The organism is Rhodopseudomonas pseudopalustris (assembly GCF_900110435.1).
Classification (GTDB): domain Bacteria; phylum Pseudomonadota; class Alphaproteobacteria; order Rhizobiales; family Xanthobacteraceae; genus Rhodopseudomonas; species Rhodopseudomonas pseudopalustris.
Genome location: NZ_FODT01000001.1, coordinates 68,665 through 91,363, shown reverse-complemented (window position 1 = coordinate 91,363; position 22,699 = coordinate 68,665). Strand labels below are relative to the sequence as shown.

The window sequence follows — 22,699 nt, the reverse complement described above, 5'->3', positions numbered from 1 at the left end:
TTCAGGCGGCGCGAACGTTGTCGAGGAATTTCGAGACTTCGAGCTTGAGACGGCTGCTGTCCTGGGATAGCGATTTCGCCGCCGACAGCACCTGCGACGAGGCCGAGCCGGTCTCGGTGGCGCCGCGCTGCACGTCGATGATGTTGGCCGACACCTGCTGGGTGCCGATCGACGCCTGCTGGACGTTGCGGGAGATTTCCTGCGTCGCCGCGCCTGCTCCTCGACCGCCGAGGCGATCGTCGAGGAGATTTCCGACATCCGCCCGATGGTGCCGCCGATTTCCTTGATCGCCGCCACCGACTGCTCGGTCGCGGTCTGGATGCCGTTGATCTGCTGCGTGATCTCGCCGGTGGCCTTGGCGGTCTGCTCGGCCAGCGCCTTCACTTCCGATGCGACCACCGCGAAACCGCGGCCCGCTTCGCCGGCGCGGGCGGCCTCGATCGTGGCGTTCAGCGCCAGCAGATTGGTCTGGCCGGCGATGTTGCTGATCAGTTCGACCACGTCGCTGATCCGCGCCGCCGCCTTGGCCAGTTCCTCGACCCGGCCGTTGGTGGAGCGGGCCTGATCGACCGCCTCATGGGCGATCCGCGCGGATTCCTGCACCTGGCGGCTGATCTCGTTCACCGACGAACTCATCTCCTCGGTCGCCGACGCCACCGACTGGACGTTGGTGGAGGCTTCCTCGGACGCCGAAGTCACCATGGTGGCGAGGTACTGCGAACGTTCTGCGGTGCTGGTCAGCGTCGTCGCGGAGGCTTCCAGCTCGCGGGAGGCCGACGACACCGTATCGACGATTTCGCCGATCGTGCGTTCGAACTCGTTGGCGAGGCGGATGGTGTCGGCCTTGCGGGCGGCGGCAGAGCGCTGCTCCGCCTGGTGGTGCTCGGCCTCGAGCCGCTGCCGCTCGATCGCGTTGAGTTTGAACACCTCGACCGCGCCGGCCATCTCACCGATCTCGTCGTTTCGCCCGACGCCGGGCACCTCGGCGTCGAGCCGACCGGCAGCCAGTCCCTTCATTGCAGCCGTCATCTTGTGGATCGGTCCGGTGATCCCCCGGGCGACGAAGGTCGACACCACAATGGTGATCAGCAGTACGATCGCGGCCGCGATCAGCAACATTTCCATGGCCGCCCAGGTCTGGGCTTCGAGATCGTCGATATAGACTCCGGTGCCGATCGCCCAGCCCCACGGCGCGAAGCCGGCGACAAAAGTCAGCTTCGGATAAGGCTTGTCGGAGCCGGGTTTCGGCCAGACGTAGTCGACGAAACCTTTGCCGTTCTGGCGAACCATCACCATCATGTCTTTGAAGAACGGCTTGCCGGTGGCGTCCTTGAGGCTCGATTGATCCTGCCCGATCAGCTGCTTTGCGATCGGATGCATCAGCATCTTGCCCTGGATATCAGTGACGAAAAAGTACTCGTTGCCGCCGTAGCGCAGTTCGGCGATCCGCGCCAACGCCCGCTTCTGCGCATCGTCGGCGTTGAGCTCGCCTCGCTGCGCCGCCTCGAATTCGCCCTTGATGATAGCGATCGCCAGATCGGTCATATGGCTCAACTCGATCTGCTTCTGCTGCTTGAGGCCGCTCGCCATCTCGTGCGACGCCATGTAGTTGGTTCCCATCAGCCCCAGAAATCCGAGTCCGATCAGCAGGTAGATGCGGCGGCCGATGGTCATGTTCAGTTTCGATAGCATGCGTAGCTTCTCCGGTCCGGTGCTCGGCGATGAGCGAACGCCCGCACCGAGATTGATGTCGTTTTCAGGCGCAACCTGGCGCGGCGCCCTGTTCCGTGCGCGCCCGCTCCCGCGCCCAACGACTCGCGTACAGCAAGCGCCGCGCGGTGGATCGCACGTGGTGGGGTATTTGATTCCTTCCTAGGAGCTAGGATTCGCCGATCAGTCGTTACATCCCCGACGTCCCGGGTTGTTGACGATGACAATGATGATGAAATGATAGCGATTGGTAAATTGCGTAATACATGGGGTAATAAAGTACGCGGAATCAGTTGCGATTAGCTGGTCTAATGCACCATGATACCGACGCCGAAGGGTTTGGAGCTCATACTTCCGGTGCAGCGGCAACCCGCCGCAGCTGCGATGCCGGGTCGGCATAGGCCGTGAGATGGCGCAGGCGCATGCGCCGCGCGGCAATCGTTTCAGGATCAGGCTGGTTACTTACAGTTTGTACGCCGTGCGGAACCCGCCCCAGTGGCGGCCGCGGACCTTCACCGGCACGTCGATCTCGCGCATCATTACCATCTTACCGCCACCCATGTCGCGGGCGTAGCTTTGGATCAGGAACGAGCGGGTGTTGCGGCCGGCGGCGAGCCCCGCCGGATCGTTGAAGATGCGCCGGTTGCGCGAATTAGCGGTGTTGAAGACGACGTCGCCCGGCCGCTGCGGTTGCGAGTAGATTCGGTTGTGCACCGGCAGATAGCCGTTGCGGTCGATCATGACGCAGAACGTCATCCGCGGATCTCTGGCGAGAAACGCCTCCTGAAACGGCGGCAACGCCTGATCGGCCCACGGCAGAATCCTGGTGCGATACTGCGTCGGGTTGCTGCCGGCGATCTCGACGTAGTTGTCGTCGAACATGTCGTCCATCGTGATCGCGCCGGTGGCGATGCCGCGTTCGAAGATGCGGTGCAGCTCCCCGCCGGCCTCGAGCGCGCGGGTGACGAATTCGGTGTTTTCGTCGCGGATCGCCCACAGCCGGTCCTCGATCCGCTCCTGCAGACGCGGATCGGCGGCGACGAACTTCGCCTGTGCGCCGGCGCTGGTGTATCCGGTGACGCGAATCCTGCAGGCGCCGATGTCCTGCAATTCGGCGGCGAGCGTCTCATTGACCTGCAGCGTCGAAGCGCCGGGCCCGGCGATCAGCACCCCATCCTGCGAGATCTCATAGACCGGCGCGGTGATCCTGCCGCGCGGTGTGTCGACCTCGATCGACAGATGGCACGGCAGCTTCTCGCGCTTGCGCGCCTCCTCGCGATCGCCCTGTTTCAGCAGCAGGGCGGTGCGGGCGCGCAATTTCTCGGCGAACATCGTCACGGTTTGGCCGGCTTTTGCGACCTCGTCGCCATGCTGCTCGGCTTCGCGGGTGGCGCTGTCGATCTCGGCGGCGCTGTCGCCGACCGAGACGATGAAGGTGTTCGCGGTCGCGGCGTTGCCGGCGACGTCGCCGGTGGTGCGGTTTTGTTCGGCGACCGCGCCGTTGACGTGGTCGAACACCGGGCGGATCGCAGCGATCGCGCTGGTGATGCGGTGGACGGCGTCGGCCGAACTCGCCGCGTCGCGCTGCAGCGCGTCGATTTTGCGTTTGATCTCCTCGGTCGCCTCCTGGGTCTGCACCGCGAGCGCCTTCACTTCGGTCGCGACCACCGCGAAGCCGCGGCCGGCGGCGCCGGCGCGCGCGGCTTCGATCGTCGAGTTCAGCGCCAGCAGCGTGGTCTGCCGCGCGATCTGCGCGATCAGATTGACCACATTGCCGATCGCCGCCGACGATTCGCGCAGCCGCTCGACATTGGCACTGGCGTCATTGGCCGCGGCGCTGGCGTCGTCGGCGAGCTGCGAGGCCTGGCGGACCTGGATGCCGATGCCCTCGGCCGAATGGGTGAATTTGTCTGCGGCCTGCGAAAACGACGTCGCGGAGGCCCGCGCCGCGCTGGTCCTTCCGGTCAGCGCGTCGGTGCGCTCGCGGATGGTGTGCAGCGTCGTCGTCGTCGATTGCACGCCGCCGGCCACCGAATGCGCAGCGCGTTCGAGCTGGCGGATCAGCGAACCGAGTTCGAGCTCCAGCAATTCGAGGATCTCGTGCGCCGACTCGGCCTCGGCTGAATGGTCCTGCGCCGGCGTTTCGGGGGCCTGATTCACCACGCTTTCAGGGGCCGCCGTCTCCGGCAGCCGCTTGCGGAACAGACTGAACGCCATGGATTCTCCCGTATAACGCGAAACTGCGACCCCACTCTCGCGGCGCCCAGTGAAATTACGGTTAACTTTTCACAGCGTGGAAATACGGGGATGCGAGCGCTATTTTGGGTCAGGTCTTTGATTTCGGCCCCCCCGGCGCTTATAACCCCGCGCCGCAGCCCGAAACGTCCCTGATCCGCGAGAGAGCACGCATGGCCGGACATTCCCAATTCAAGAACATCATGCACCGCAAGGGCAAGCAGGATGCCCAGAGGTCCAAGGCGTTCAGCAAGCTGGCCCGCGAAATCACGGTCGCCGCCAAGCTCGGGACACCGGACCCGGCGATGAACCCGCGGCTCCGCGCCGCCGTGATCGCCGCGCGGCAGGAGAACATGCCGAAGGACAATATCGAGCGCGCGATCAAGAAGGCGATCGGCGGCGACAGCGAGAACTATGACGAGATCCGCTACGAGGGCTACGGCCCCGGCGGCGTCGCGGTGATCGTCGAGGCGCTGACCGACAACCGTAACCGCGCCGCCTCCGACATCCGCTCCTATTTCACCAAATCCGGCGGCAATCTCGGCGAAACCGGCTCGGTTTCCTTCATGTTCGACCGCACCGGCGTGATCGAATACGACGCCGGCAAAGCCTCCGCCGACGACATGCTGGACGCTGCGATCGAGGCCGGCGCCGACGATGTGCTGTCGAGCGAAGGCGGCCACGAGGTGTTCGCCTCGCAGGAAACCTTCCGCGACGTCGCCAAGGCGCTCGAAGCCAAATTCGGCGAGCCGCGCAAGGCGGCGCTGATCTGGAAGCCGCAGAACACCGTCGCGGTCGACGACGAGACCGGCGAGAAGCTGTTCAAGCTGATGGAACATCTCAACGAGCACGACGACGTGCAGAACGTCTACGCGAACTTCGAAGTCTCCGACGCGCTGATGGCGAAGATGGCGGGGTAATTCCTGTGTCCCGGACGCGGTGCAGCGCGTAGCGCTGCTCCGCAGATCCGGGATCCCGGTTGTGCCCGTCCGCTGCGAACCGGGACCCCGGATCTGCAGCGCACCACGCCGCAAAGAGCGGCGCGCTGCGCAGCATCCGGGGAACGCAAGCGGAGAGGGTTTTCCAGAAGCACCAGCTCCCGCTTCACCCTGTTTCTGTTTCGTTCACGTCTGTATGGCGTTATCACTGCGCCATGAGCCTGCCGCCGATTCGCACCGCTGTTCGTATTCTGGGGATCGACCCCGGCCTCCGCCGCACCGGCTGGGGCGTGGTCGACAGTGACGGCAATCGGCTGGTGTTCGTCGGCTGCGGTTCCGTTGAACCGAAAAACACGCTGCCGTTGGCCGAGCGGCTGTTGGCGATCCACCACGGGCTTTCGAGAGTGCTGACCGACTACGCGCCGGCGGAAGCCGCGGTCGAGCAGACCTTCGTCAACAAGGACGGCGCCGCCACGCTGAAGCTCGGCCAGGCGCGCGGCGTCGCGATGCTGGCCCCGGCGATGCGCGGCCTGCTGGTCGCCGAATACGCGCCGAACCTGGTGAAGAAGACGGTGGTCGGCGCCGGCCATGCCGACAAGACCCAGATCCAGATGATGCTGAAGATCCTGCTGCCGAAAGCCGATCCGCACAGCGCCGACGCCGCCGACGCGCTGGCGGTGGCGATCACCCACGCCCACCACCGCGTCAGCGCGCAGCGGCTGAAGGCGGTGGGAGGATGAGGATGATGATCCCCATCCCCAACCACAGCGCGCGCCCTCTCCCGCTTGCGGGAGAGGGGTGGGGTGAGGGCGACGCGGGCACAGTGCCCGCGGCCCCCCACCCCCGACCCCTCCCCGCCAGGGGGAGGGGAGAAGGGCGCCCCCCGGGAGGTCTGCCATGATCGGCAAACTCAAAGGCGTGATCGATAGCTACGGCGAGGACTACGTGATCCTCGACGTCCACGGCGTCGGCTATCAGGTGCACTGCTCGTCGCGCACGCTGCAGGCGCTGCCCTCGCCCGGCGAGGCGGCGACGCTGTCGATCGAGACCTATGTGCGCGAGGATCAGATCAAGCTGTTCGGTTTCCGCACCGATCACGAGCGCGAATGGTTTCGCCTGCTGCAGACCGTGCAGAGCGTCGGCGCCAAGGTGGCGCTGGCGGTGCTGTCGACGCTGCCGCCGAACGATCTCGCCAACGCCATCGCGTTGCGCGACAAGGCGGCTGTGGCGCGCACCCCCGGCGTCGGGCCGAAAGTCGCCGAGCGCATCGTCTCCGAACTGAAGGACAAGGTGCCGGCGTTGTCGAATGTCGATCCGGCGGTGGTGCAACTGTCCGGCGCGCTCGACGACAACCGCGCGCCGCGCCCGGTGACCGACGCGATCTCGGCGCTGGTCAATCTCGGCTACGGCCAGCCGCAGGCGGCCGCCGCGATCGCGGCTGCGGCCCGCGCCGCCGGCGACGACGCAGCCACCGCGCAACTGATCAAGCTCGGCCTGAAGGAGCTGTCGAAGTGAGCGTCACCGAAACCGACCGCGCGCTGATCGCCAGCGCGATCGAGGCGATTACCAGGCGTTATCGCAATGACTGGCAGGAGGTCGGCGCCGCATTGCTGACCCGCAGCGGAAAGCGCTTTGTCGCGGTCAATCTCGACGCCTATCTGGGCCGGATGGCGGTGTGCGCCGAGGCGGTGGCGCTCGGCCAGGTGATCACCGAATTGGGCGAGGCCGGCATCGACACCATCGTGGCGGTGCGCCATCCCAAGCCGCATGAGACCGACCGCGAAATCCGCGTGGTGTCGCCCTGCGGCGCCTGCCGCGAACTGATCTGGGACTACGACCGCAACGCCCGCGTGCTGGTTCCCGGCGCCGACGGCGTCGTCGAAGCCGTCGGCATCGCCGAGTTGCTGCCGAACAAATACAGCCGGGAGCGGGTGTTGTGAGGGCCGCGTTTCTATTGATCGATGAGTCGATCCCGCGCCCGGCGCGCCCCCTCTCCCGCTTGCGGGAGAGGGTTGGGGTGAGGGCGAGCCGAGCACAGCCTGCTCCCTCTCCCGCTCTTGCGGGGGAGGGTCGGGGTGGGGGCGAGCCGAGCACCGACTCGGCGCTTCGCCGCACCTCAGCTTCCCCCACCCGGATCGCTGCGCGATCCGACCTCCCCCGCAAGCGGGAGAGGTTGCGCCGTGCCGGACGGCGCGCGCCATGCGACATGTCTCGCCATGACTGATCCCCGCCTCGTCACCCCCGAACGCCGCGGCGACGATCTCGGCGACGCCGCGCTGCGGCCGCAGCATCTGTCCGAATTCGTCGGCCAGCAGCAGGCGCGCGCCAATCTGCAGATCTTCATCGACGCCGCGCGCAAGCGCAAAGAGGCGCTCGATCACGTGCTGTTCGTCGGCCCGCCGGGCCTCGGCAAGACCACGCTGGCGCAGATCGTCGCGCGCGAGCTCGGCGTCGGCTTTCGCGCCACATCGGGACCGGTGATCGCCAAGGCCGGCGATCTCGCCGCCTTGCTCACCAATCTCGAAGAACGCGACGTGCTGTTCATCGACGAGATCCATCGCCTCAGCCCTGCGGTCGAGGAGGTGCTGTATCCGGCGATGGAGGATTTTCAGCTCGATCTGATCATCGGCGAGGGGCCGGCGGCGCGCTCGGTGAAGATCGACCTGTCGAAATTCACGCTGGTCGGCGCCACCACCCGCGCCGGCCTGCTCACCAATCCGCTGCGCGACCGCTTCGGGATTCCGGTGCGGCTGAATTTCTACACGATCGAGGAACTGGAAAGCATCGTGAAGCGCGGCGCGCGCGTGCTCGGCACCGGCATCACCGCGGACGGCGCCAATGAGATCGCCCGCCGCGCCCGCGGCACGCCGCGCATCGCCGGACGGCTGCTGCGCCGGGTCCGTGACTTCGCTTCCGCGGCGGACGCCGACGCGATCGACCGCAAGATCGCCGACCACGCGCTCGGTGCGCTGGAAGTCGACGCCGCCGGTCTGGATGCGATGGACCGCCGTTACCTCAGCACGATCGCGCTGAACTATGGCGGCGGCCCGGTCGGGGTCGAAACCATGGCGGCGGCGCTGTCGGAGCCGCGCGACGCGATCGAGGACATCATCGAGCCCTATCTGATCCAGTGCGGTTACTTGCAGCGAACCCCCCGCGGCCGCCTGCTCACCGCTTCAGCGTTCCGCCATCTCGGTCTCGCCGAGCCCGCGCGCGACCCCGGGCAGTTCGGGCTGTTCGGCGGGGAGGAGGACGGGGACTGACTTTTCGCAGCAAAACTGCTAGGCTGTGCCAATGACGTCCACGATTGATAAAGCCGTCGAAGCTCTGGAGATGATGCCTGACGACATGCGCGAGCATGCTGTCGCATATCTTGTCGAGAAGGCCGAGAAATTCAGAGCGCTCAAAGCCGCAGTCGATGAGGGGATCGCCGACGCCGAGGCGGGGCGCGTCGTGCCCTGGGATCCTGAAGATTACCTCCGCAGGGCAAGGTCCGAGACCTAGAGCATGATCCCGAAAAGTGGACACCGGTTTTCGGAAAAGATCATGCTCAAGCAACAATCTAGAGCAGATAACGATTCGAAGAAGCGTCATCTGCTCTAGCAAACACGATGAATGTCGTCCTTACGATCCGTGCCCGCAACGACATTCAATCCGCCTACTCGTACCTCGCCGAACGCAGCCCTCAGGCCGCGGAGCGCCTGATTACGCAGATCGATCATCGTTTCAGCGAACTGGCGGACTTTCCCTTGCTCGGTCCGGAACGAAAAGATCTCGGAGCTTCGCTGCGCGGTTTGCTGATCGGAAACCTCATCGCCTTCTACTATGCCGAGGCCGACCATATCGTCGTCGTTCGAGTGCTGGACGGCCGCATGAATGTCGAAGAGGAGTTTCGAGGTTAAGGCTGGCCCATTCAGCCATGGCAGCGCCGCGCGCGCCTGACTTGCAAAAAGCCCGAACACCGACAATAAGCTTTGCCCTCGGCTTTCCGAGGTGAACTCGGCACCGCGGTTCACGCAGCTTCGGCTCTCTTGCATGCGAGAGATCTGCTCGCACCATCTTCAGCGATACATCTCATGCCTCACTCCGCTCCCCACAGCTCCCTCGACGGCGCGATCCGCGACGGCATTCACCACATGCAGGTCCGGGTCTATTACGAGGACACGGATTTTTCCGGGATCGTCTATCACGCCAACTATCTGCGCTTCATGGAGCGCGGCCGGACCAATTATCTGCGGCTGCTCGGCGCGGCGCAGAGCGCGTTGTTCGCCGAGGCCGAGAGCGAGACCCCGGGCTTCGCCTTCGTGGTGCGGGCGATGCAGCTCGATTTCCTCAAGCCGGCGAAGATGGACGATCTGCTCGACGTGATCACCCGCCCCGTAGAAGTACGCGGCGCGTCGATCACCATGCATCAGCAGATCAAGCACGGCGACGTTCTGCTGATGGCAGCGAGCGTCAAGGTCGCCTTTGTCTCCGGCGGGCGCGCCCGCCCGATCCCGCTACCACTGCGGGTCGCGATGAAGGCCGATGTCGCCTGATCGCGCGCCATGTTGTTGTAATCCCGAGCTAGGGGCGCTGTGGTTTTAATGCTAAACGGAGGTTGCAATCCCTCTCTTCGGAAGCATTATGACCAGCACCTCGCTCCACAGGATCGTCATCGTCGGCGGCGGCGCCGGCGGGCTCGAGCTCGCCACCGCGCTCGGCGACAAATACGGCAAGTCCGACAAGTTTCGCGTCACCCTGGTCGACCGCAGCCGCACCCACATCTGGAAGCCGTTGCTGCACGCGATCGCCGCCGGCTCGTTGCGCCGCTCCCAGCACGAGCTGAACTATCTGGCGCAGGCGCATTGGCATCATTTCCACTATCGCCTCGGCGAGATGGTCGGGCTCGACCGCGCCGCGAAGACGATCACGCTCGCCCCGGTGATCGACGAAGAGGGGCGCGAGATCAATCCGGCCAGCGAACTCGGCTATGACACGCTGGTGATCGCGGTCGGCAGTGTCACCAATGATTTCGGCACGCCCGGCGCCAAGGACTATGCGGTGCCGCTGGAGACGCCGGAGCAGGCGACGCGGTTCAACCGCCGCATGGTCAACGCCTGCCTGCGCGCGCAGCATCAGCACAGCCCGATCACACCGGGCCAGCTCCACGTCGCGATCATCGGCGCCGGCGCCACCGGCACCGAGCTCGCCGCCGAGCTGCATCACACCGCGCGCGAGATCATCGCCTACGGTCTCGACAAGATCGATCCGGAGCACGACCTCAAGATCGTGCTGATCGAGGCCGCGCCGCGGATCCTGCCGGCGCTGCCGGAGCGAATCTCGCAGGCGACGCTGAAGCTGTTGGTCGATCTCGGCGTCGAGGTCCGCACCAACGCGCGCGTCGCCGAAGTGCTGGCCGACGGCATCAGGCTCGCCGACGGCCAGATCATTCCCTCCGAACTGGTGGTGTGGGCCGCCGGCGTCCGCGCGCCGGATTTCCTCAAGGAGATCGACGGGCTCGAGACCAATCGCATCAATCAGCTGGTGGTGAAGCCGACGCTGCAGACCAGTCGCGACGACGACGTGTTCGCGCTCGGCGATTGCGCCGCCTGCGCCATCCCCGGTTACGAGAACAACATCCCGCCGCGCGCCCAGGCCGCGCATCAGGAGGCCGAGTTCATGCTGGCGCAGATCGGCAAGCGATTGGCCGGCGAACCGCTCGGCGAGTTTCAGTATCGCGATTTCGGCTCGCTGGTGTCGCTCGGCAAATATTCGACGGTCGGCAGCCTGATGGGCTCGCTGGTCGACAAGAGCTTCATGATCGAGGGATATTTCGCCCGCTTCATGTACAACTCGCTCTACAAGATGCACGAGGCGGCGCTGTACGGCCGCGGCCGGACGCTGCTCAGCGTCCTGTCCGGCAGCAACCGACCGAAGCCGACGGTGAAGCTGCATTAGAGCATGATCCCGAAAAGTGGACGCCGGTTTTCGGATGAGATCATGCTCAAGCAAGAATGGAGCATGATCCCGAAAAGTGGCCCCGGTTTTCGGGACTAGTTGATGCTCGAACAGGAACCTGGAGCCGGGGTTAGAATTCGAACTTAAGTCACCCTGTTCCAGCCGAAGCGGGCGTGACGCAAGCGGGCCACACGCGTAGTCTTCCGGGGTGTCGCAGGGAGCCGTCCCGGCACGGGTCGGATAGATTGCTGCCTGATCAATGATTCGGCGGAAGCGATCGGGGAGGGCAGGCGCGTGGACGCAAGCAACGAAACGCCGCGTAACGTGGCGATGATCGGCCCCGCCGAGCGCGATCTGCGGCTGGATTTTCTGCGCGGCGTCGGCCAGTGGATGATCTTCATCGATCACATTCCCTACAACGTTCTGCACTGGTTCACGCTGCGCAACTACGGCTTCTGCGACGCCGCGGAGTTCTTCGTCTACATTTCCGGCTATTCGATCGGCTTCGCCTATGGCCCGGCGATCAGGCGCGGCGAGATGGTCGCCGCGATCAAGCGGCTGTGGACGCGCGCGGTGCAGCTCTACGTCGCGCACATCTTCCTGTTCCTGTTCTTCACCGCGCAGATTGCGCGCGCCGCGCGGCGCTTCGACAATCCGATGTACAAGGACGAGTTCAACGTCGCGCAGTTTCTCGAGAATCCCGACATCATGATCCAGCAGGCGCTGCTGCTGAAATACAAGCCGGTCAATCTCGACGTACTGCCGCTCTACATCGTGCTGGTGGTCGCCGCGCCGCTGATCCTGTGGGGCCTGCTACGCCGCCCCACCTGGGTTCTGGTCGGCTCCGGACTGCTGTATCTGGTGTCGCGGCATTTCGGCTGGAACTTTCCGTCTTCCCCCGACGGTCATTGGTACTTCAACCCGTTCGCGTGGCAATTCCTGTTCGTGTTCGGAATCTGGTGCGGCTTCGGCAACGGTCCGCAGATCAGGCCGTGGGTGCGTTCGCTGCCGAACCAGATCGTGTCCTGGACGATCGTGCTGGTCGCGCTGGTGATCGTGATGTCCTGGAATTTCGAGCCGCTCTACGGCCTCGTTCCGGAATCGATCGGCAAGCTGCTGTACCCGATCGACAAGACCAGCCTGGCGCCGGTCCGGCTGATCCACTTCCTGGCGCTGCTCGCGATCGTGGTGCGGCTGCTGCCGCCCGAACTGCCGGCGCTGCGCTCGCCGCATCTGCGGCCGATCATCCTGTGCGGCCAGCGTTCGCTGCCGGTGTTTTGCTTCGGCGTGATCCTGTCATTCACCGCGCACTGGATTCTGGTGCAGGTCTCGGGCGGCATCGCCATGCAGATCCTCGTCAGCATCGGCGGCATCGGCCTGCTGACCGGCATCGCCTGGCTCGCGACCTGGTATCGCAGCCTGCCGACGCTGTTCACGGTGCCGGTGACGATGCCTGTCGTCGAGCAGGAGAAACCCGGCGAGGCGAAGACGGACGGCGCAGCGCCCGGCGAAGGCGCTGCTGCACAGGTGCGCCAGCCAGGATAGTTTTGACGAACTGACCGATCAGGACAACCTCCGCGGCGTCCTGTTCGCCGTGGTGCGTTCGTTATTCCAGAATGCCCGCAAACCGGCACCGCGCAACCTCTCCCGCTTGCGGGGGAGGTCGGATCGCGAAAGCGATCCGGGTGGGGGAAGGGCTTTCCGCGAGTCGGAGAGTGAGTTCAGTAGTTAGAGCGTTTTCGAGCGAAGTGGAAACCGGTTCGCGTGAAGAAAACGCGTCAGAACAAAAAGTTAGAGCTCCGGTTCTGATTCTATCAGAACCGGAAAAGCTCTAGGTCCGGCAGATCACCAACTCACTGCCCGGCTCGCCCTTACCCCCAACCCTCTCCCGCAAGCGGGAGAGGGGGCAGGCCGTGCGCAAGGAATTCGGGTCCGGCAGAAAAAAGCCGCGACCGCTGTCGGCAGCGCCGCGCTCCGTTCGTCCTGCGGAGGCTCATCAGCCAGGAGACTCCCATGACCGCCCCGCAGACCGTCATTCCGCATCTCGTCGTCAGCGACGCCGGTGCGGCCATCGAATTCTACAAGCAGGCGCTCGGCGCCAGCGAGGCGGTGCGGATGCCGGCCGAGGACGGCAAGCGGCTGCTCCATGCCGAGATCCAGATCGACGGCGCGCGGATTTTCGTGGTCGACTATTTCCCCGAATATCGCGCCCAGCATGGCGGCGAGGCGTATATGCCGCCGAACGAGCTGAAGGGCACCGCGGTCACGATGCATCTCGAAGTGACGGATTGCGACGCCGCGGTGGCGCGGGCAAAAGCGGCCGGCGCCATTGTGCCGATGGAGCCGTGGGATGCGTTCTGGGGCGCGCGCTACGCCCGCATCGTCGATCCGTTCGGGCATAGCTGGAGCTTCGCCCATCCGCTGCCGGCGGCGAGCTGACAGCTTCCGCCTTGCGAGCCAACGGGCAGGCGCGATGCGCTGGAACGTGTCGCGCCGGTTCCCGTCACCCGACTTGGTCGCCGCAGGATTGTCCGGCATGGTAGCGCGCAAGCGCGGCGACCAATGCCGCGCAGCCAGGGAGATCCGTTCCACATGCTCTACGCCATCCTTTGCTATCATGACGAGGATTTCGTCGGTTCGTGGAGCCGCGAGGAAGACGCCGCGGTGATGGAGAAGCTCAAGCTCGTCCACGGCAAACTCGCGGAGCAAGGCCGGCTCGGGCCGGTGGCGCGGCTGCTGCCGACCACGGCGGCGACCACGCTGCGCAAAGATTCCGAGCCGCCGGTGGTGATCGACGGGCCGTTCGCCGAGACCAAGGAACAGTTGCTCGGTTTCTACGTCGTCGAATGCGCCGATCTCGACGGCGCGCTCGAGGTCGCCCGCGACCTCGGCCGCGCCAATCCGGGCGGGTCCTACGAGATCCGCCCGATCGGCCTGTTCATGCCGGGGACACTGCAGCCATGACCGATCTCGCCTGGATCGAAACCGCGATCACCGCGGCGCGTCCCCAGGCGATCGGCGCGTTGCTGCGCTATTTCCGCAACCTCGACACCGCCGAGGAGGCGTTTCAGAACGCCTGCCTGCGCGCCCTGAAAGCGTGGCCGCAGAATGGTCCGCCGCGCGATCCGGCGGCGTGGCTGATCATGGTCGGCCGCAACGTCGCGATCGACGACATCCGACGCGGCAGGAAGCTGCAGCCGCTGCCCGACGACGACACGATCTCCGATCTCGACGACGCCGAGGACGCGCTCGCCGAGCGGCTCGACGGCTCGCATTATCGCGACGACATCCTGCGGCTGCTGTTCATCTGCTGCCATCCCGAATTGCCGCCGACCCAGCAGATCGCGCTGGCGCTGCGCATCGTCAGCGGCCTGACCGTGGCGCAGATCGCGCGCGCGTTTCTCGTCTCGGATGCGGCGATGGAGCAGCGCATCACCCGCGCCAAAGCCAGGGTCGCCCGCGCGAGCGTGCCGTTCGAGACGCCGGGCGCGCCGGAGCGCAGTGAACGGCTCGGCGCGGTGGCGGCGATGATCTACCTGCTGTTCAACGAAGGCTATTCCGCCTCCGGCGACACCGCCGGCCTTCGCGCGCCGCTGTGCGAGGAAGCGATCCGGCTGGCGCGGCTGCTGCTGCGGCTGTTTCCGTCCGAGCCCGAGATCATGGGCCTGACCGCGCTGATGCTGCTGCAGCACGCCCGCGCGCCGGCGCGGTTCGATCCGGGCGGCGAGATCGTGCTGCTCGACGATCAGGACCGCAGCCTCTGGAACGCAAAATTCATCGCCGAGGGTCTGGCGCTGATCGACAAGGCGATGCGCCATCGCCGCACCGGGGCGTATCAGATCCAGGCCGCGATCGCCGCGCTACATGCGCGGGCCGAAAAGCCCGGGGACACCGATTGGGTGCAGATCGATCTGTTGTACGGTTCGCTGGAAATCCTGCAGCCGTCGCCGGTGGTGACGCTCAACCGCGCGGTCGCGGTGTCGAAAGTGCGCGGCGCGGCGGCGGCGCTGTCGATGATCGCGCCGCTGGAGCAGCGGCTGTCGAACTACTTCCATTATTTCGGCACCAAGGGCGCTCTGCTGCTGCAACAGGGTTGCCGCGACGAGGCCCGCATCGCGTTCGAACGCGCCATCGCGCTCGCCCGCACCACCGCCGAGGCTTCGCACATCCGGATGCATCTCGATCGGCTGAAGCGCGACAGCGAAGCGATCGGAACGTGATAGACAACTCGATCGGCAAACCGAGGAGCCCGCGATGCAGGTGAACCCCTATCTGTTCTACGACGGCAATTGCGAAGCCGCGTTCAAATATTACGAGAAGGTGCTCGGCGCGCGGATCGAGGCGCTGATGACCTGGAAGGATGCGCCGGCCGGCACGCCGCTGCCGCCCGGCCAGGAGGCCAAGGTGATGCACGCCAAGCTGTCGATCGACGGCGAAGTGCTGATGGGCGGCGACGCTCCGCCCGGCCACTTCCACACGCCGCAGGGTTTTGCGGTGTCGCTGTTGGTGGAAACCCCCGCCGATGCCGAACGCCGCTTCAAGGCGCTGTCCGAAGGCGGCACGGTGACGATGCCCTTCGGTGCGACATTCTTCTCCAAGGGCTTCGGCATGTGCACCGACCAGTTCGGCATCCCCTGGATGGTGAACTGCCCGCTGGAGGATTGAGGGCTGCCTACGAGTGACATCAACGCACTCCCCGCAAGCGGCAGAGGGAGTCCCGCCGCGTCGCTGGGCGATATCGTGCGCCATCTTTAACGGTGCTCACCAGCAGCGCTCAAAAGAAATCGATGAATCTCCCCAAGCACAACGCGCCCCCTCTCCCGCTTGCGGGAGAGGGTTGGGGTGAGGGCGAGCCGAGCGCTGAGCTTGCGATCACTCCCTATCCGTTTCTTCGTTCGCCGCGCAGTGTCGGCAGGCCGATGCCGGCGGCGTCGAAGCCGCCGTCGACGGCCAGGATCTGGCCGGTGATGTAGCTGGATCGGTCGCTGCACAAAAAGTAGATCGCTTCCGCCAGTTCCTGCTCGAGGCCGTAGCGCCCGAGCGGAATCGCGTCATGATAATCGGCGCGGATCGCCGGCGTGTGCACCGCCTTGGCCATTGCGGTCTCGACCGGGCCGGGCGCGACGCCGTTGACGCGGATGCCGAGTGAGGCGAGTTCGACCGCGCATTGCTTGGTGAGATGCGCGAGCCCGGCCTTGCTGGAGCCGTAGGCGGCCCGCAGCGTCGAGGCGCGCAATGCCGAGATCGACGTGACGTTGACGATCGCGCCGCCGCCGCTGTCTCGCAGCAGCGGCACCGCCGCCTGGATCACGAGAAACGGCCCGGTCAGATTGACCTCGATCACCCGATTCCATTCCGCGGGCGTCGTCTCCATCAGCGGCTTGAACACCGCGACGCCGGCATTGTTGACCACCGCGTCGAGCCGGCCGAACCGCTTGCCGACTGCGGCGACGTCGCTGGCGATCGAGTTGGTGTCGGCGACGTCGCAATGCAGCGCCAGCGTCCGCTCCGGCTGCGCAAGCTGCTCGATCGCCTGGCGCAACGCCTCATCGTCGAGATCGAGCAGCGCAACGCGCCAGCCGGAGTCGAGAAAGCGTCGCGCCGTTTTGAGACCGATGCCGCGCGCGGCGCCGGTGACGAGGGCGACTTTGGGCGAAGAGGCGGTCATGCTTGTCCTGTCATCACTGTGCAATACGCGGTTCGAATCCGCTTCGTGCATCCGTTAGCACATGGCGGATGACGAGAGGTTGCGTTGTGACAGCGCAGCGGAGAATTTCCTGTCGCAGCCGAGCGCATTGTCGGAACGATCGGAGCGCGCCGCCTCGAATGGCTCGCGCGCCGTAGCCCGATGCCCGCAGGAATTTGTCAGGAACCAGTTGCTGACATCAGGATTACATCGAAATGCAATACAACCCCTGACACATCCAGGCATTGCGATGGAGGCGATCATTATGGACAGCGATCTCGAGCAGCGTATCCGCCACCGCGCCCGCGAAAAGTGGGAGCTGGCCGGCTATCCTGAAGACCGGAGCGACGAATTCTGGCTGGAAGCCGAGAAGGAAGTTCGCGGCGAGCAGGATACCTACAACGAGCTGAAGTCCGATCCGAGCGTCACGACGAACAGCTGATCTGTGTAGCTGACGCCGTCGTCTCATTGGGTGGGTTAGCGCTCAGCGCATAACCCACCGATCGGCGTGGTCGGTCGCGCTGCCTTGAGAAGGGAGCGCCGCACAGCACGCGCCGGCCCCAGAGAGACGGCGGCGAACACGCGATCACCGCACATAAAACACCACGCCTGCGATCATCAGCAGGGCCGCGACTGCGAGCAGATGCGCTATGGCGCGCGACGCGGCGAGTTTGGTTGTTTCGTCCATTCCGTCCTCCCAAAACGGCGTGGACGCACAGCAAAGCCCGGACGCAAGCCGCATCGCAGCGACATGCGTTGTCCGCGCGTGAAGCGCGGTCCGGCAGATTCGAATTTGCTACGCTGAACGCCCCGCGACGAATATTCGCAACTTCGTTGAGTCCCCACTCGGCGAACATCGACGCATGAACGTTCGTCAATCAATGCGGCGGCAATTTGTCGCCGCGAACGGTACGTTTACGCCCGTTCTCAAGCGAGTGATTCCGAATTTCCAGTGCGACGCGATGTCGGGTCGCGCCGCGCGCAATCGTCATTCTTGGCTGGAACTACGCGACCAGGGCCAGCGGCTGCGCGCCGGGACCGCGAAGCGACACGCTTGAGCGGCGCGCGCGGCAGGTTTGACCTGGCAGGTTATTTCAAAGCCGATGTCGGCGCGGCAGGCTGCGGTTCGTCAGACAGGCATACGATCCAACAGGAGAGACCGATCATGCGATTCATGATGCTGATGATCCCGAAGGGCTACGACAGCGCGCCGCCCGGCACGATGCCCGAAGACACCGCCGCGATCGCCGCGATGATGAAGTACAACGAGGCGCTGCAGCAGGCCGGCGTGCTGATCACCTGCGACGGCCTGCACCCGCCCTCGATGGGCGCACGCGTCTCCTTCGCCGGCGGCAAGCCGCTGGTGACCGACGGCCCGTTCGCCGAGGTCAAGGAAGTGCTCGGCGGCTACTGGATGATCGAGGTCGCCTCACGCGACGAGGCGATCGCCTGGGCCAAGCGCTGCCCGGGCGGTCCGAACGAGGTCATCGAAATCCGGCAGGTGCAGGAGGTCGCCGATTTTTCCGACGAGGTGCAAAGCGAACTCGCCGGATGGGAGACCATGCAGTCGGCCGCGCGCGGCTGAGCGGGGAGATTTTCGCATCGGGACCGAGCGCAGTGAGCGCTGCGCTCGGTTCCGCGGGATGCCACATTTGCTGCCGCAAGCGCCCCAACTTCGCCTTGAGGCTGAATCGGGGGAAATCCGGCCGTCTGGCCGGCGCCTGCGGCCTGCCTTTCGGCGATCGGGGAGGGGACATCGTTCGCTCCGCGATCGATGAGGTCGTGACCTTTCAACCTTGCTCATGTAAAAGCCCTTCACATGAGCTGGCGCAAGGAAGAACGCCGCGCCGAGCGCGGCTATCACCATGGCAATCTGAAAGAGGCGTTGCTGCAGGCGGCGCTCGGGCTGATCGCGGAGAAGGGGCCGGCCGGCTTCACCTTCGCCGACGCCGCGCGCGTCGCCGGCGTCAGCCCGGCCGCGCCCTATCGGCATTTCCGCGATCGCGACGAATTGCTGTCGAACATCGCCCAACGCGGCTTCGAGCTGTTCGAGCAGGTGCTCGCCAGGGCCTGGGACGACGGCCGTCCCGACACCATCACCGCTTTCATGCGGGTCGGCACGGCCTATCTCGCTTTCGCCCGCAACGAGCCCGCTTACTACTCGGCAATGTTCGAATCCGGCGTTCCGGTCGACGTCAATCCGCTGCTGATGACCGCGTCGGAGCGCGCTTTCAACGTCATCCGCGCCGCCGCCGAACGGCTCGCGGCGCTGACCCCGTCCGGCGTGGCGCGGCCGCCGGCGCTGATGATGGCGCTGCATATCTGGTCGATGTCGCACGGCGTCGCCTCGCTGTTCGGCCGCGGCGACGCCGCGCGCCGCAAGCTGCCAATGGCCGCGGAAGAACTGCTCGAAGCCGGCGTTCTGATCTATCTGCGCGGTCTCGGGTTTTCGGCGGATCTTCGCGTGCAGCCGGAAAAGCCAGCAGAACCAAAGCGTTCCGGCCCGTGGGGCGCGGCGCCGTAGCAGCTTCGCTCACGACGATGTGTGCGCCGTGCGAAATTGTCACCCCGACCGAATCCCGCCTTCGCTTGACAAAACCCGAGAATGCACTAGCTATGTAAATGTTATTTACATTCACACCGGCGGTTGCCGGTCATGGAGAGGCAAATGGCGAACGCCGCTGACTACAATCGATGGGGCCCGACCCAACAGCGCTATCAGCCCGCGCTGCGGTCGTCCTGGAGCCCGGGTTGGATCCTGCTGACGGTGGCCGGCTTCATCGTCTGGTGGCCGATCGGATTGGCACTTCTCTTCTACACCCTCTGGAGCAGAAACATGGGTTGCTGGGATCGCGGTGATCGCTTCTCCAACAAGATGGAGCGGATGCAGTACAAGATGGAGCGGATGCGCGAGCGCATGGACCGCAGCGGCTTCGGCTTCGGCCCGCCGTCGAGCGGCAACCGCGCCTTCGACGAATATCGGACCGATACGCTGCGCCGGCTCGAGGAAGAGCAGGTTCAGTTCAAGGAGTTCCTTGATCGCCTGCGCCACGCCAAGGACAAGGAAGAGTTCGACGCCTTCATGGCGCAGCACCGCACCAAGCCGGCGCCGTCGCCCGACGCCCCGCAGCAGGGCTGATCGTCCGGCCTTCTCAATCACTTCGATCGTCGTCGTCGCCCGCCTGAAACCCAGGCGGGCGGCTTCGTTTTGCGTCGACCCCGAAGTTTTTCGCGCGGCGATGTCACATCGCGTCGTGCCGTCTCGTCCTGTCGTCAGAGAACCACAGGAGAGACCGATGAAGCCGCGCCTGAACCCGACTGCTGCCGCGCCTGATGCCTACAAGGCGATGGTCGCGCTGGAGACCTACATCAAGGCCAGCGGGCTCGAATCGAGCCTGATCGAACTGGTGAAGATGCGCGCCTCGCAGATCAACGGCTGCGCGTTCTGCCTCGACATGCACAGCAAGGATGCCCGCGCCCATGGCGAGACCGAGCAGCGGCTGTATCTGCTCGATGCCTGGCGGGAGTCGCCGGTGTATAGTGATCGCGAACGCGCCGCGCTGGCCTGGACCGAAGCGCTGACGCTGATCGCGCAGACCCACGCGCCCGACACGGACTACGAGATGCTGAAGCAACAGTTCACCGAGGCCGAGCAGGTCAAGCTGACGCTGCTGATCGGCACGATCAACATCTGGAACAGGCTGGCGATCGGCTTCCGGCTGATTCATCCGGCTGCCCCCGCCGCCCATGCCAAGGCCTCCTGACCAAAGCTCGTCCGATGACGCAGCGGCAACCTTCGCGCCGCTGCGCGCGCGGCTGGTCCGGGTCGCGTACCGCATGCTCGGCTCGGTCGCCGAGGCTGAGGATGTCGTGCAGGACGCTTACTTGCGCTGGCACCGGACGGATCGTGCCCAGGTGCGCGACCCCGGCGGGTTCCTCATCCGGACGGTGACAAGGCTGTGTCTCGATGTGCTGAAATCGGCGCGGCTCAGGCGCGAAACCTATGTCGGACCGTGGCTGCCCGAGCCGCTGATCACTGCGCTGCCAGACGACGACGGCGACGATATCACGCTGACGCTGATGCTCGCGCTGGAGCGGCTGTCGCCGCTCGAGCGCGCGGCGTTTCTGCTGCACGACGTGTTCGGCCTCGGCTTCGACGAGATCGCCCGCACCCTCGACCGCGACGCCGCCGCCTGCCGCCAGCTCGCCGCGCGTGCCCGTGGCCATGTCCGCGCGGAACGGCCGCGGTTTCCGGTGTCGCAAGAACGTGGCCATGCGATCGCCGGCGCGTTCTTCGAGGCCTCGCGCAGCGGCGATCTGAAGGCGTTGACCGCGTTGCTGGCTGACGATGTGGTGTTCTACGGCGACGGCGGCGGCAAGCGCCCGGCGACGCTGAACCCGATCTACGGCCTCGCCAAGGTCGCGCGCTTGTTCGAAGGGCTCGCCCGCAAATATGCCCCCGGTGGCTCCGCCCTGGTGGCGATCCGGCGGATCGACGGACTGCCGGGCTTCGTCACCACCGAGCCGGACGGCCTGATCCAGACCTCCGCGCTCGCCATCGAAAACGACCGCATCGTCGCGATCTACGTGGTCCGCAATCCCGACAAGCTGCGCCACCTGCTGCTGCCCGGAAACCCTGCCGCGCTGCATTGAACGGCCGGCGGGCGCCGTCCCGCGCCGCCGGGTCCCGGTCCGATCACGGGTATTTTCCCGGTCTGGTAACCTCTCTTTAACCATGATTAGCGTTTGGTTAGAGCCAGCAAGATGCGCCTTCAGCCCTCGTTTTGACACGTTGGCAGGGGATTGAGGGCCCGGCTTTGGACGGGCCATCCCAACTGACAACGCGGAACTGGCGGTGGCGCTTTTTGCCAGAATGCGGAGCGTGGCTGCGGAGAACCGGAGCGGGCGCCAAGCCGGCTGCTGCCGAACACTTGCGTGAGAGGACAATCGACTATGAACCCGGCCGAGGTGACTCAGTCAGCCATGCCGCTGGTATCCGCCGACGTTTCGCTGATCGCGTTGTTCTGGCAGGCCCACTGGATCGTCAAATCGGTGATGCTGGGACTGATCGGCTGCTCGGTCTGGGTCTGGGCGATCGCGATCGACAAGCTGCTGCTCTATTCGCGTACCAAGCGCGCGATGGATCGCTTCGAGCAGGCGTTCTGGTCGGGCGAGTCGATCGATGACCTGTACCGCACCCTGTCAGCCAAGCCGACGCATTCGATGGCGGCCTGTTTCGTCGCCGCGATGCGCGAGTGGAAACGCTCGTTCGAAAGCCAATCGCGTTCCTTCGCCGGCCTGCAGATGCGGATCGAGAAGGTGATGAACGTTTCGATCGCGCGCGAGGTCGAGCGGTTGGAGCGGCGTCTGCTGGTGCTGGCGACCGTCGGTTCGGCCGGCCCCTTCGTCGGCCTGTTCGGCACTGTCTGGGGCATCATGTCGAGCTTCCAGTCGATCGCCGCGTCCAAGAACACCTCGCTGGCGGTGGTCGCGCCCGGCATCGCCGAGGCGCTGTTCGCGACCGCCGTCGGCCTGATCGCCGCAATTCCGGCGACAATTTTCTATAACAAGTTCACATCCGAAGTGAACCGCCAGACCCAGCGGCTGGAGGGTTTCGCGGACGAGTTCTCGGCCATCCTGTCGCGACAGATCGACGAACGCGCATGACACGAACACAGTTGGGCGCCAAGGTGAGAATCCGATCATGGCGATGAACATAGCCGCGGGTGGCGGGAGCGGCGGACGCCGCCGGCGCAAACGCCCGGTGATGGCGGAGATCAACGTCACCCCGATGGTCGACGTGATGTTGGTGCTGCTGATCATCTTCATGGTCGCGGCGCCGCTGCTCACCACCTCGATCGACATCGATCTGCCGATTGCACGCGGCGGCGCGCAGATCCAGTCGAACTCGCCTCCGCTGACGCTGTCGGTGAAGCGCACCGGCGGCGGCTGCAACTCGCAGGTCGAGCTGTATCTCGGCGACAGCCCGGTCGCGCCGGCGGAGATGGAGTCGAAGATCAAGGCGATCCGGACGACCCGGTCGGAAACCGACAACGTCGTCTATCTTCGAGGCGACAAGGACGTTTGCTATACCGACATGATGAAGCTGCTCGGGCAGATCCGGACCGCCGGCTTCAAGGCGAATATCGTCATCGTGCCGGAGCAGGGCTCTTGAGCAGGGGATGAGACG

General features: G+C 65.4%; 24 protein-coding genes and 1 pseudogene. 22 read left to right on the top strand and 3 right to left on the bottom strand.

Going from position 1 to position 22,699, the window contains the following annotated elements; all coding sequences use genetic code 11:
* Position 1: 1 nt before the first annotated feature.
* Both BMY71_RS00415 and BMY71_RS00410 read right to left on the bottom strand, forming a co-directional pair.
* Positions 2 to 1,692 (bottom strand): annotated as a pseudogene (locus BMY71_RS00415) (methyl-accepting chemotaxis protein).
* Between the two features lie 480 nt (positions 1,693 to 2,172).
* The gene (locus tag BMY71_RS00410; RefSeq protein WP_092680977.1) at positions 2,173 to 3,927 is read right to left on the bottom strand and encodes a methyl-accepting chemotaxis protein; all 1,755 of its coding nucleotides are present in this window, start codon (positions 3,925 to 3,927) and stop codon (positions 2,173 to 2,175) included.
* Positions 3,928 to 4,118: 191 nt separating this feature from the next.
* Between BMY71_RS00410 and BMY71_RS00405 the strand changes: the two genes are divergently transcribed.
* The 14 genes from BMY71_RS00405 to BMY71_RS00340 all read left to right on the top strand — a co-directional run bounded on the left by BMY71_RS00405 (position 4,119) and on the right by BMY71_RS00340 (position 15,488).
* Positions 4,119 to 4,865 (top strand): YebC/PmpR family DNA-binding transcriptional regulator, encoded by a 747-nt coding sequence (locus tag BMY71_RS00405; RefSeq protein ID WP_011504551.1) that lies wholly within the window; start codon positions 4,119 to 4,121, stop codon positions 4,863 to 4,865.
* A 233-nt stretch (positions 4,866 to 5,098) separates the two neighbouring features.
* Positions 5,099 to 5,623, top strand: coding sequence for a crossover junction endodeoxyribonuclease RuvC (ruvC, locus tag BMY71_RS00400; protein WP_041805492.1), 525 nt, complete (start codon positions 5,099 to 5,101; stop codon positions 5,621 to 5,623).
* A gap of 157 nt (positions 5,624 to 5,780) precedes the next feature.
* A complete protein-coding gene (ruvA, locus tag BMY71_RS00395) occupies positions 5,781 to 6,398 on the top strand; it encodes a Holliday junction branch migration protein RuvA (RefSeq protein WP_092680975.1) in 618 nt (205 codons plus the stop codon).
* Entirely contained in the window at positions 6,395 to 6,823 is a 429-nt protein-coding gene (locus BMY71_RS00390; RefSeq protein ID WP_011504548.1) for a cytidine deaminase, read from the top strand. Before ruvA ends, BMY71_RS00390 begins: the two co-directional genes overlap by 4 nt.
* A gap of 276 nt (positions 6,824 to 7,099) precedes the next feature.
* A complete protein-coding gene (ruvB, locus tag BMY71_RS00385; protein ID WP_041805491.1) occupies positions 7,100 to 8,146 on the top strand; it encodes a Holliday junction branch migration DNA helicase RuvB in 1,047 nt (348 codons plus the stop codon).
* 31 nt (positions 8,147 to 8,177) lie between these two features.
* Positions 8,178 to 8,387 carry a hypothetical protein gene (locus BMY71_RS00380; protein ID WP_041805490.1) on the top strand — a complete coding sequence of 70 codons (210 nt, stop codon included), beginning with the start codon at positions 8,178 to 8,180 and terminating at the stop codon, positions 8,385 to 8,387.
* A 107-nt stretch (positions 8,388 to 8,494) separates the two neighbouring features.
* On the top strand, positions 8,495 to 8,785 hold the full coding sequence (locus BMY71_RS00375) for a type II toxin-antitoxin system RelE/ParE family toxin (protein WP_092680973.1): 291 nt from the start codon (positions 8,495 to 8,497) through the stop codon (positions 8,783 to 8,785).
* 174 nt (positions 8,786 to 8,959) lie between these two features.
* Positions 8,960 to 9,421, top strand: a complete 462-nt coding sequence (ybgC, locus tag BMY71_RS00370) for a tol-pal system-associated acyl-CoA thioesterase (RefSeq protein WP_092680971.1) — start codon at positions 8,960 to 8,962, stop codon at positions 9,419 to 9,421.
* A gap of 88 nt (positions 9,422 to 9,509) precedes the next feature.
* Positions 9,510 to 10,823 (top strand): NAD(P)/FAD-dependent oxidoreductase, encoded by a 1,314-nt coding sequence (locus tag BMY71_RS00365; RefSeq protein WP_092680969.1) that lies wholly within the window; start codon positions 9,510 to 9,512, stop codon positions 10,821 to 10,823.
* Between the two features lie 294 nt (positions 10,824 to 11,117).
* Complete coding sequence (locus BMY71_RS00360; RefSeq protein ID WP_244525941.1) at positions 11,118 to 12,368, top strand: OpgC domain-containing protein; 1,251 nt, start codon at positions 11,118 to 11,120, stop codon at positions 12,366 to 12,368.
* 468 nt (positions 12,369 to 12,836) lie between these two features.
* A complete protein-coding gene (locus BMY71_RS00355) occupies positions 12,837 to 13,262 on the top strand; it encodes a VOC family protein (RefSeq protein ID WP_175557566.1) in 426 nt (141 codons plus the stop codon).
* 153 nt (positions 13,263 to 13,415) lie between these two features.
* Positions 13,416 to 13,787, top strand: coding sequence for a YciI family protein (locus BMY71_RS00350; RefSeq protein WP_011504541.1), 372 nt, complete (start codon positions 13,416 to 13,418; stop codon positions 13,785 to 13,787).
* The gene (locus BMY71_RS00345) at positions 13,784 to 15,043 is read left to right on the top strand and encodes an RNA polymerase sigma factor (protein WP_092680965.1); all 1,260 of its coding nucleotides are present in this window, start codon (positions 13,784 to 13,786) and stop codon (positions 15,041 to 15,043) included. The genes BMY71_RS00350 and BMY71_RS00345 overlap by 4 nt, the downstream gene beginning before the upstream one ends.
* A 34-nt stretch (positions 15,044 to 15,077) precedes the next feature.
* Positions 15,078 to 15,488, top strand: a complete 411-nt coding sequence (locus BMY71_RS00340) for a VOC family protein (protein ID WP_011504539.1) — start codon at positions 15,078 to 15,080, stop codon at positions 15,486 to 15,488.
* Between the two features lie 214 nt (positions 15,489 to 15,702).
* On the opposite strand, the gene BMY71_RS00335 is transcribed toward BMY71_RS00340, so the two are convergent.
* A complete protein-coding gene (locus BMY71_RS00335; RefSeq protein WP_011504538.1) occupies positions 15,703 to 16,491 on the bottom strand; it encodes an SDR family NAD(P)-dependent oxidoreductase in 789 nt (262 codons plus the stop codon).
* 61 nt (positions 16,492 to 16,552) lie between these two features.
* On the opposite strand from BMY71_RS00335, the gene BMY71_RS25490 reads away from it, so the two are divergent.
* The 8 genes from BMY71_RS25490 (at position 16,553) to BMY71_RS00295 (ending at position 22,684) form a co-directional block, all read left to right on the top strand.
* Entirely contained in the window at positions 16,553 to 16,951 is a 399-nt protein-coding gene (locus BMY71_RS25490; protein ID WP_347336011.1) for a DUF2934 domain-containing protein, read from the top strand.
* A gap of 723 nt (positions 16,952 to 17,674) precedes the next feature.
* Positions 17,675 to 18,094: a YciI family protein gene (locus tag BMY71_RS00325; RefSeq protein WP_011504535.1), complete on the top strand. Its 420-nt coding sequence runs from the start codon at positions 17,675 to 17,677 to the stop codon at positions 18,092 to 18,094.
* Between the two features lie 234 nt (positions 18,095 to 18,328).
* Positions 18,329 to 19,033 (top strand): TetR/AcrR family transcriptional regulator, encoded by a 705-nt coding sequence (locus BMY71_RS00320; protein ID WP_011504534.1) that lies wholly within the window; start codon positions 18,329 to 18,331, stop codon positions 19,031 to 19,033.
* 144 nt (positions 19,034 to 19,177) lie between these two features.
* Positions 19,178 to 19,648: a DUF2852 domain-containing protein gene (locus BMY71_RS00315; RefSeq protein WP_011504533.1), complete on the top strand. Its 471-nt coding sequence runs from the start codon at positions 19,178 to 19,180 to the stop codon at positions 19,646 to 19,648.
* Positions 19,649 to 19,805: 157 nt separating this feature from the next.
* Positions 19,806 to 20,273, top strand: a complete 468-nt coding sequence (locus BMY71_RS00310) for a carboxymuconolactone decarboxylase family protein (RefSeq protein ID WP_092680963.1) — start codon at positions 19,806 to 19,808, stop codon at positions 20,271 to 20,273.
* The gene (locus tag BMY71_RS00305; protein WP_092680961.1) at positions 20,257 to 21,162 is read left to right on the top strand and encodes a sigma-70 family RNA polymerase sigma factor; all 906 of its coding nucleotides are present in this window, start codon (positions 20,257 to 20,259) and stop codon (positions 21,160 to 21,162) included. The genes BMY71_RS00310 and BMY71_RS00305 overlap by 17 nt, the downstream gene beginning before the upstream one ends.
* A 300-nt stretch (positions 21,163 to 21,462) precedes the next feature.
* On the top strand, positions 21,463 to 22,176 hold the full coding sequence (tolQ, locus tag BMY71_RS00300) for a protein TolQ (RefSeq protein ID WP_041805489.1): 714 nt from the start codon (positions 21,463 to 21,465) through the stop codon (positions 22,174 to 22,176).
* A 37-nt stretch (positions 22,177 to 22,213) separates the two neighbouring features.
* Positions 22,214 to 22,684, top strand: coding sequence for a biopolymer transporter ExbD (locus tag BMY71_RS00295; RefSeq protein ID WP_011504529.1), 471 nt, complete (start codon positions 22,214 to 22,216; stop codon positions 22,682 to 22,684).
* The last annotated feature ends 15 nt before the right edge of the window (positions 22,685 to 22,699 follow it).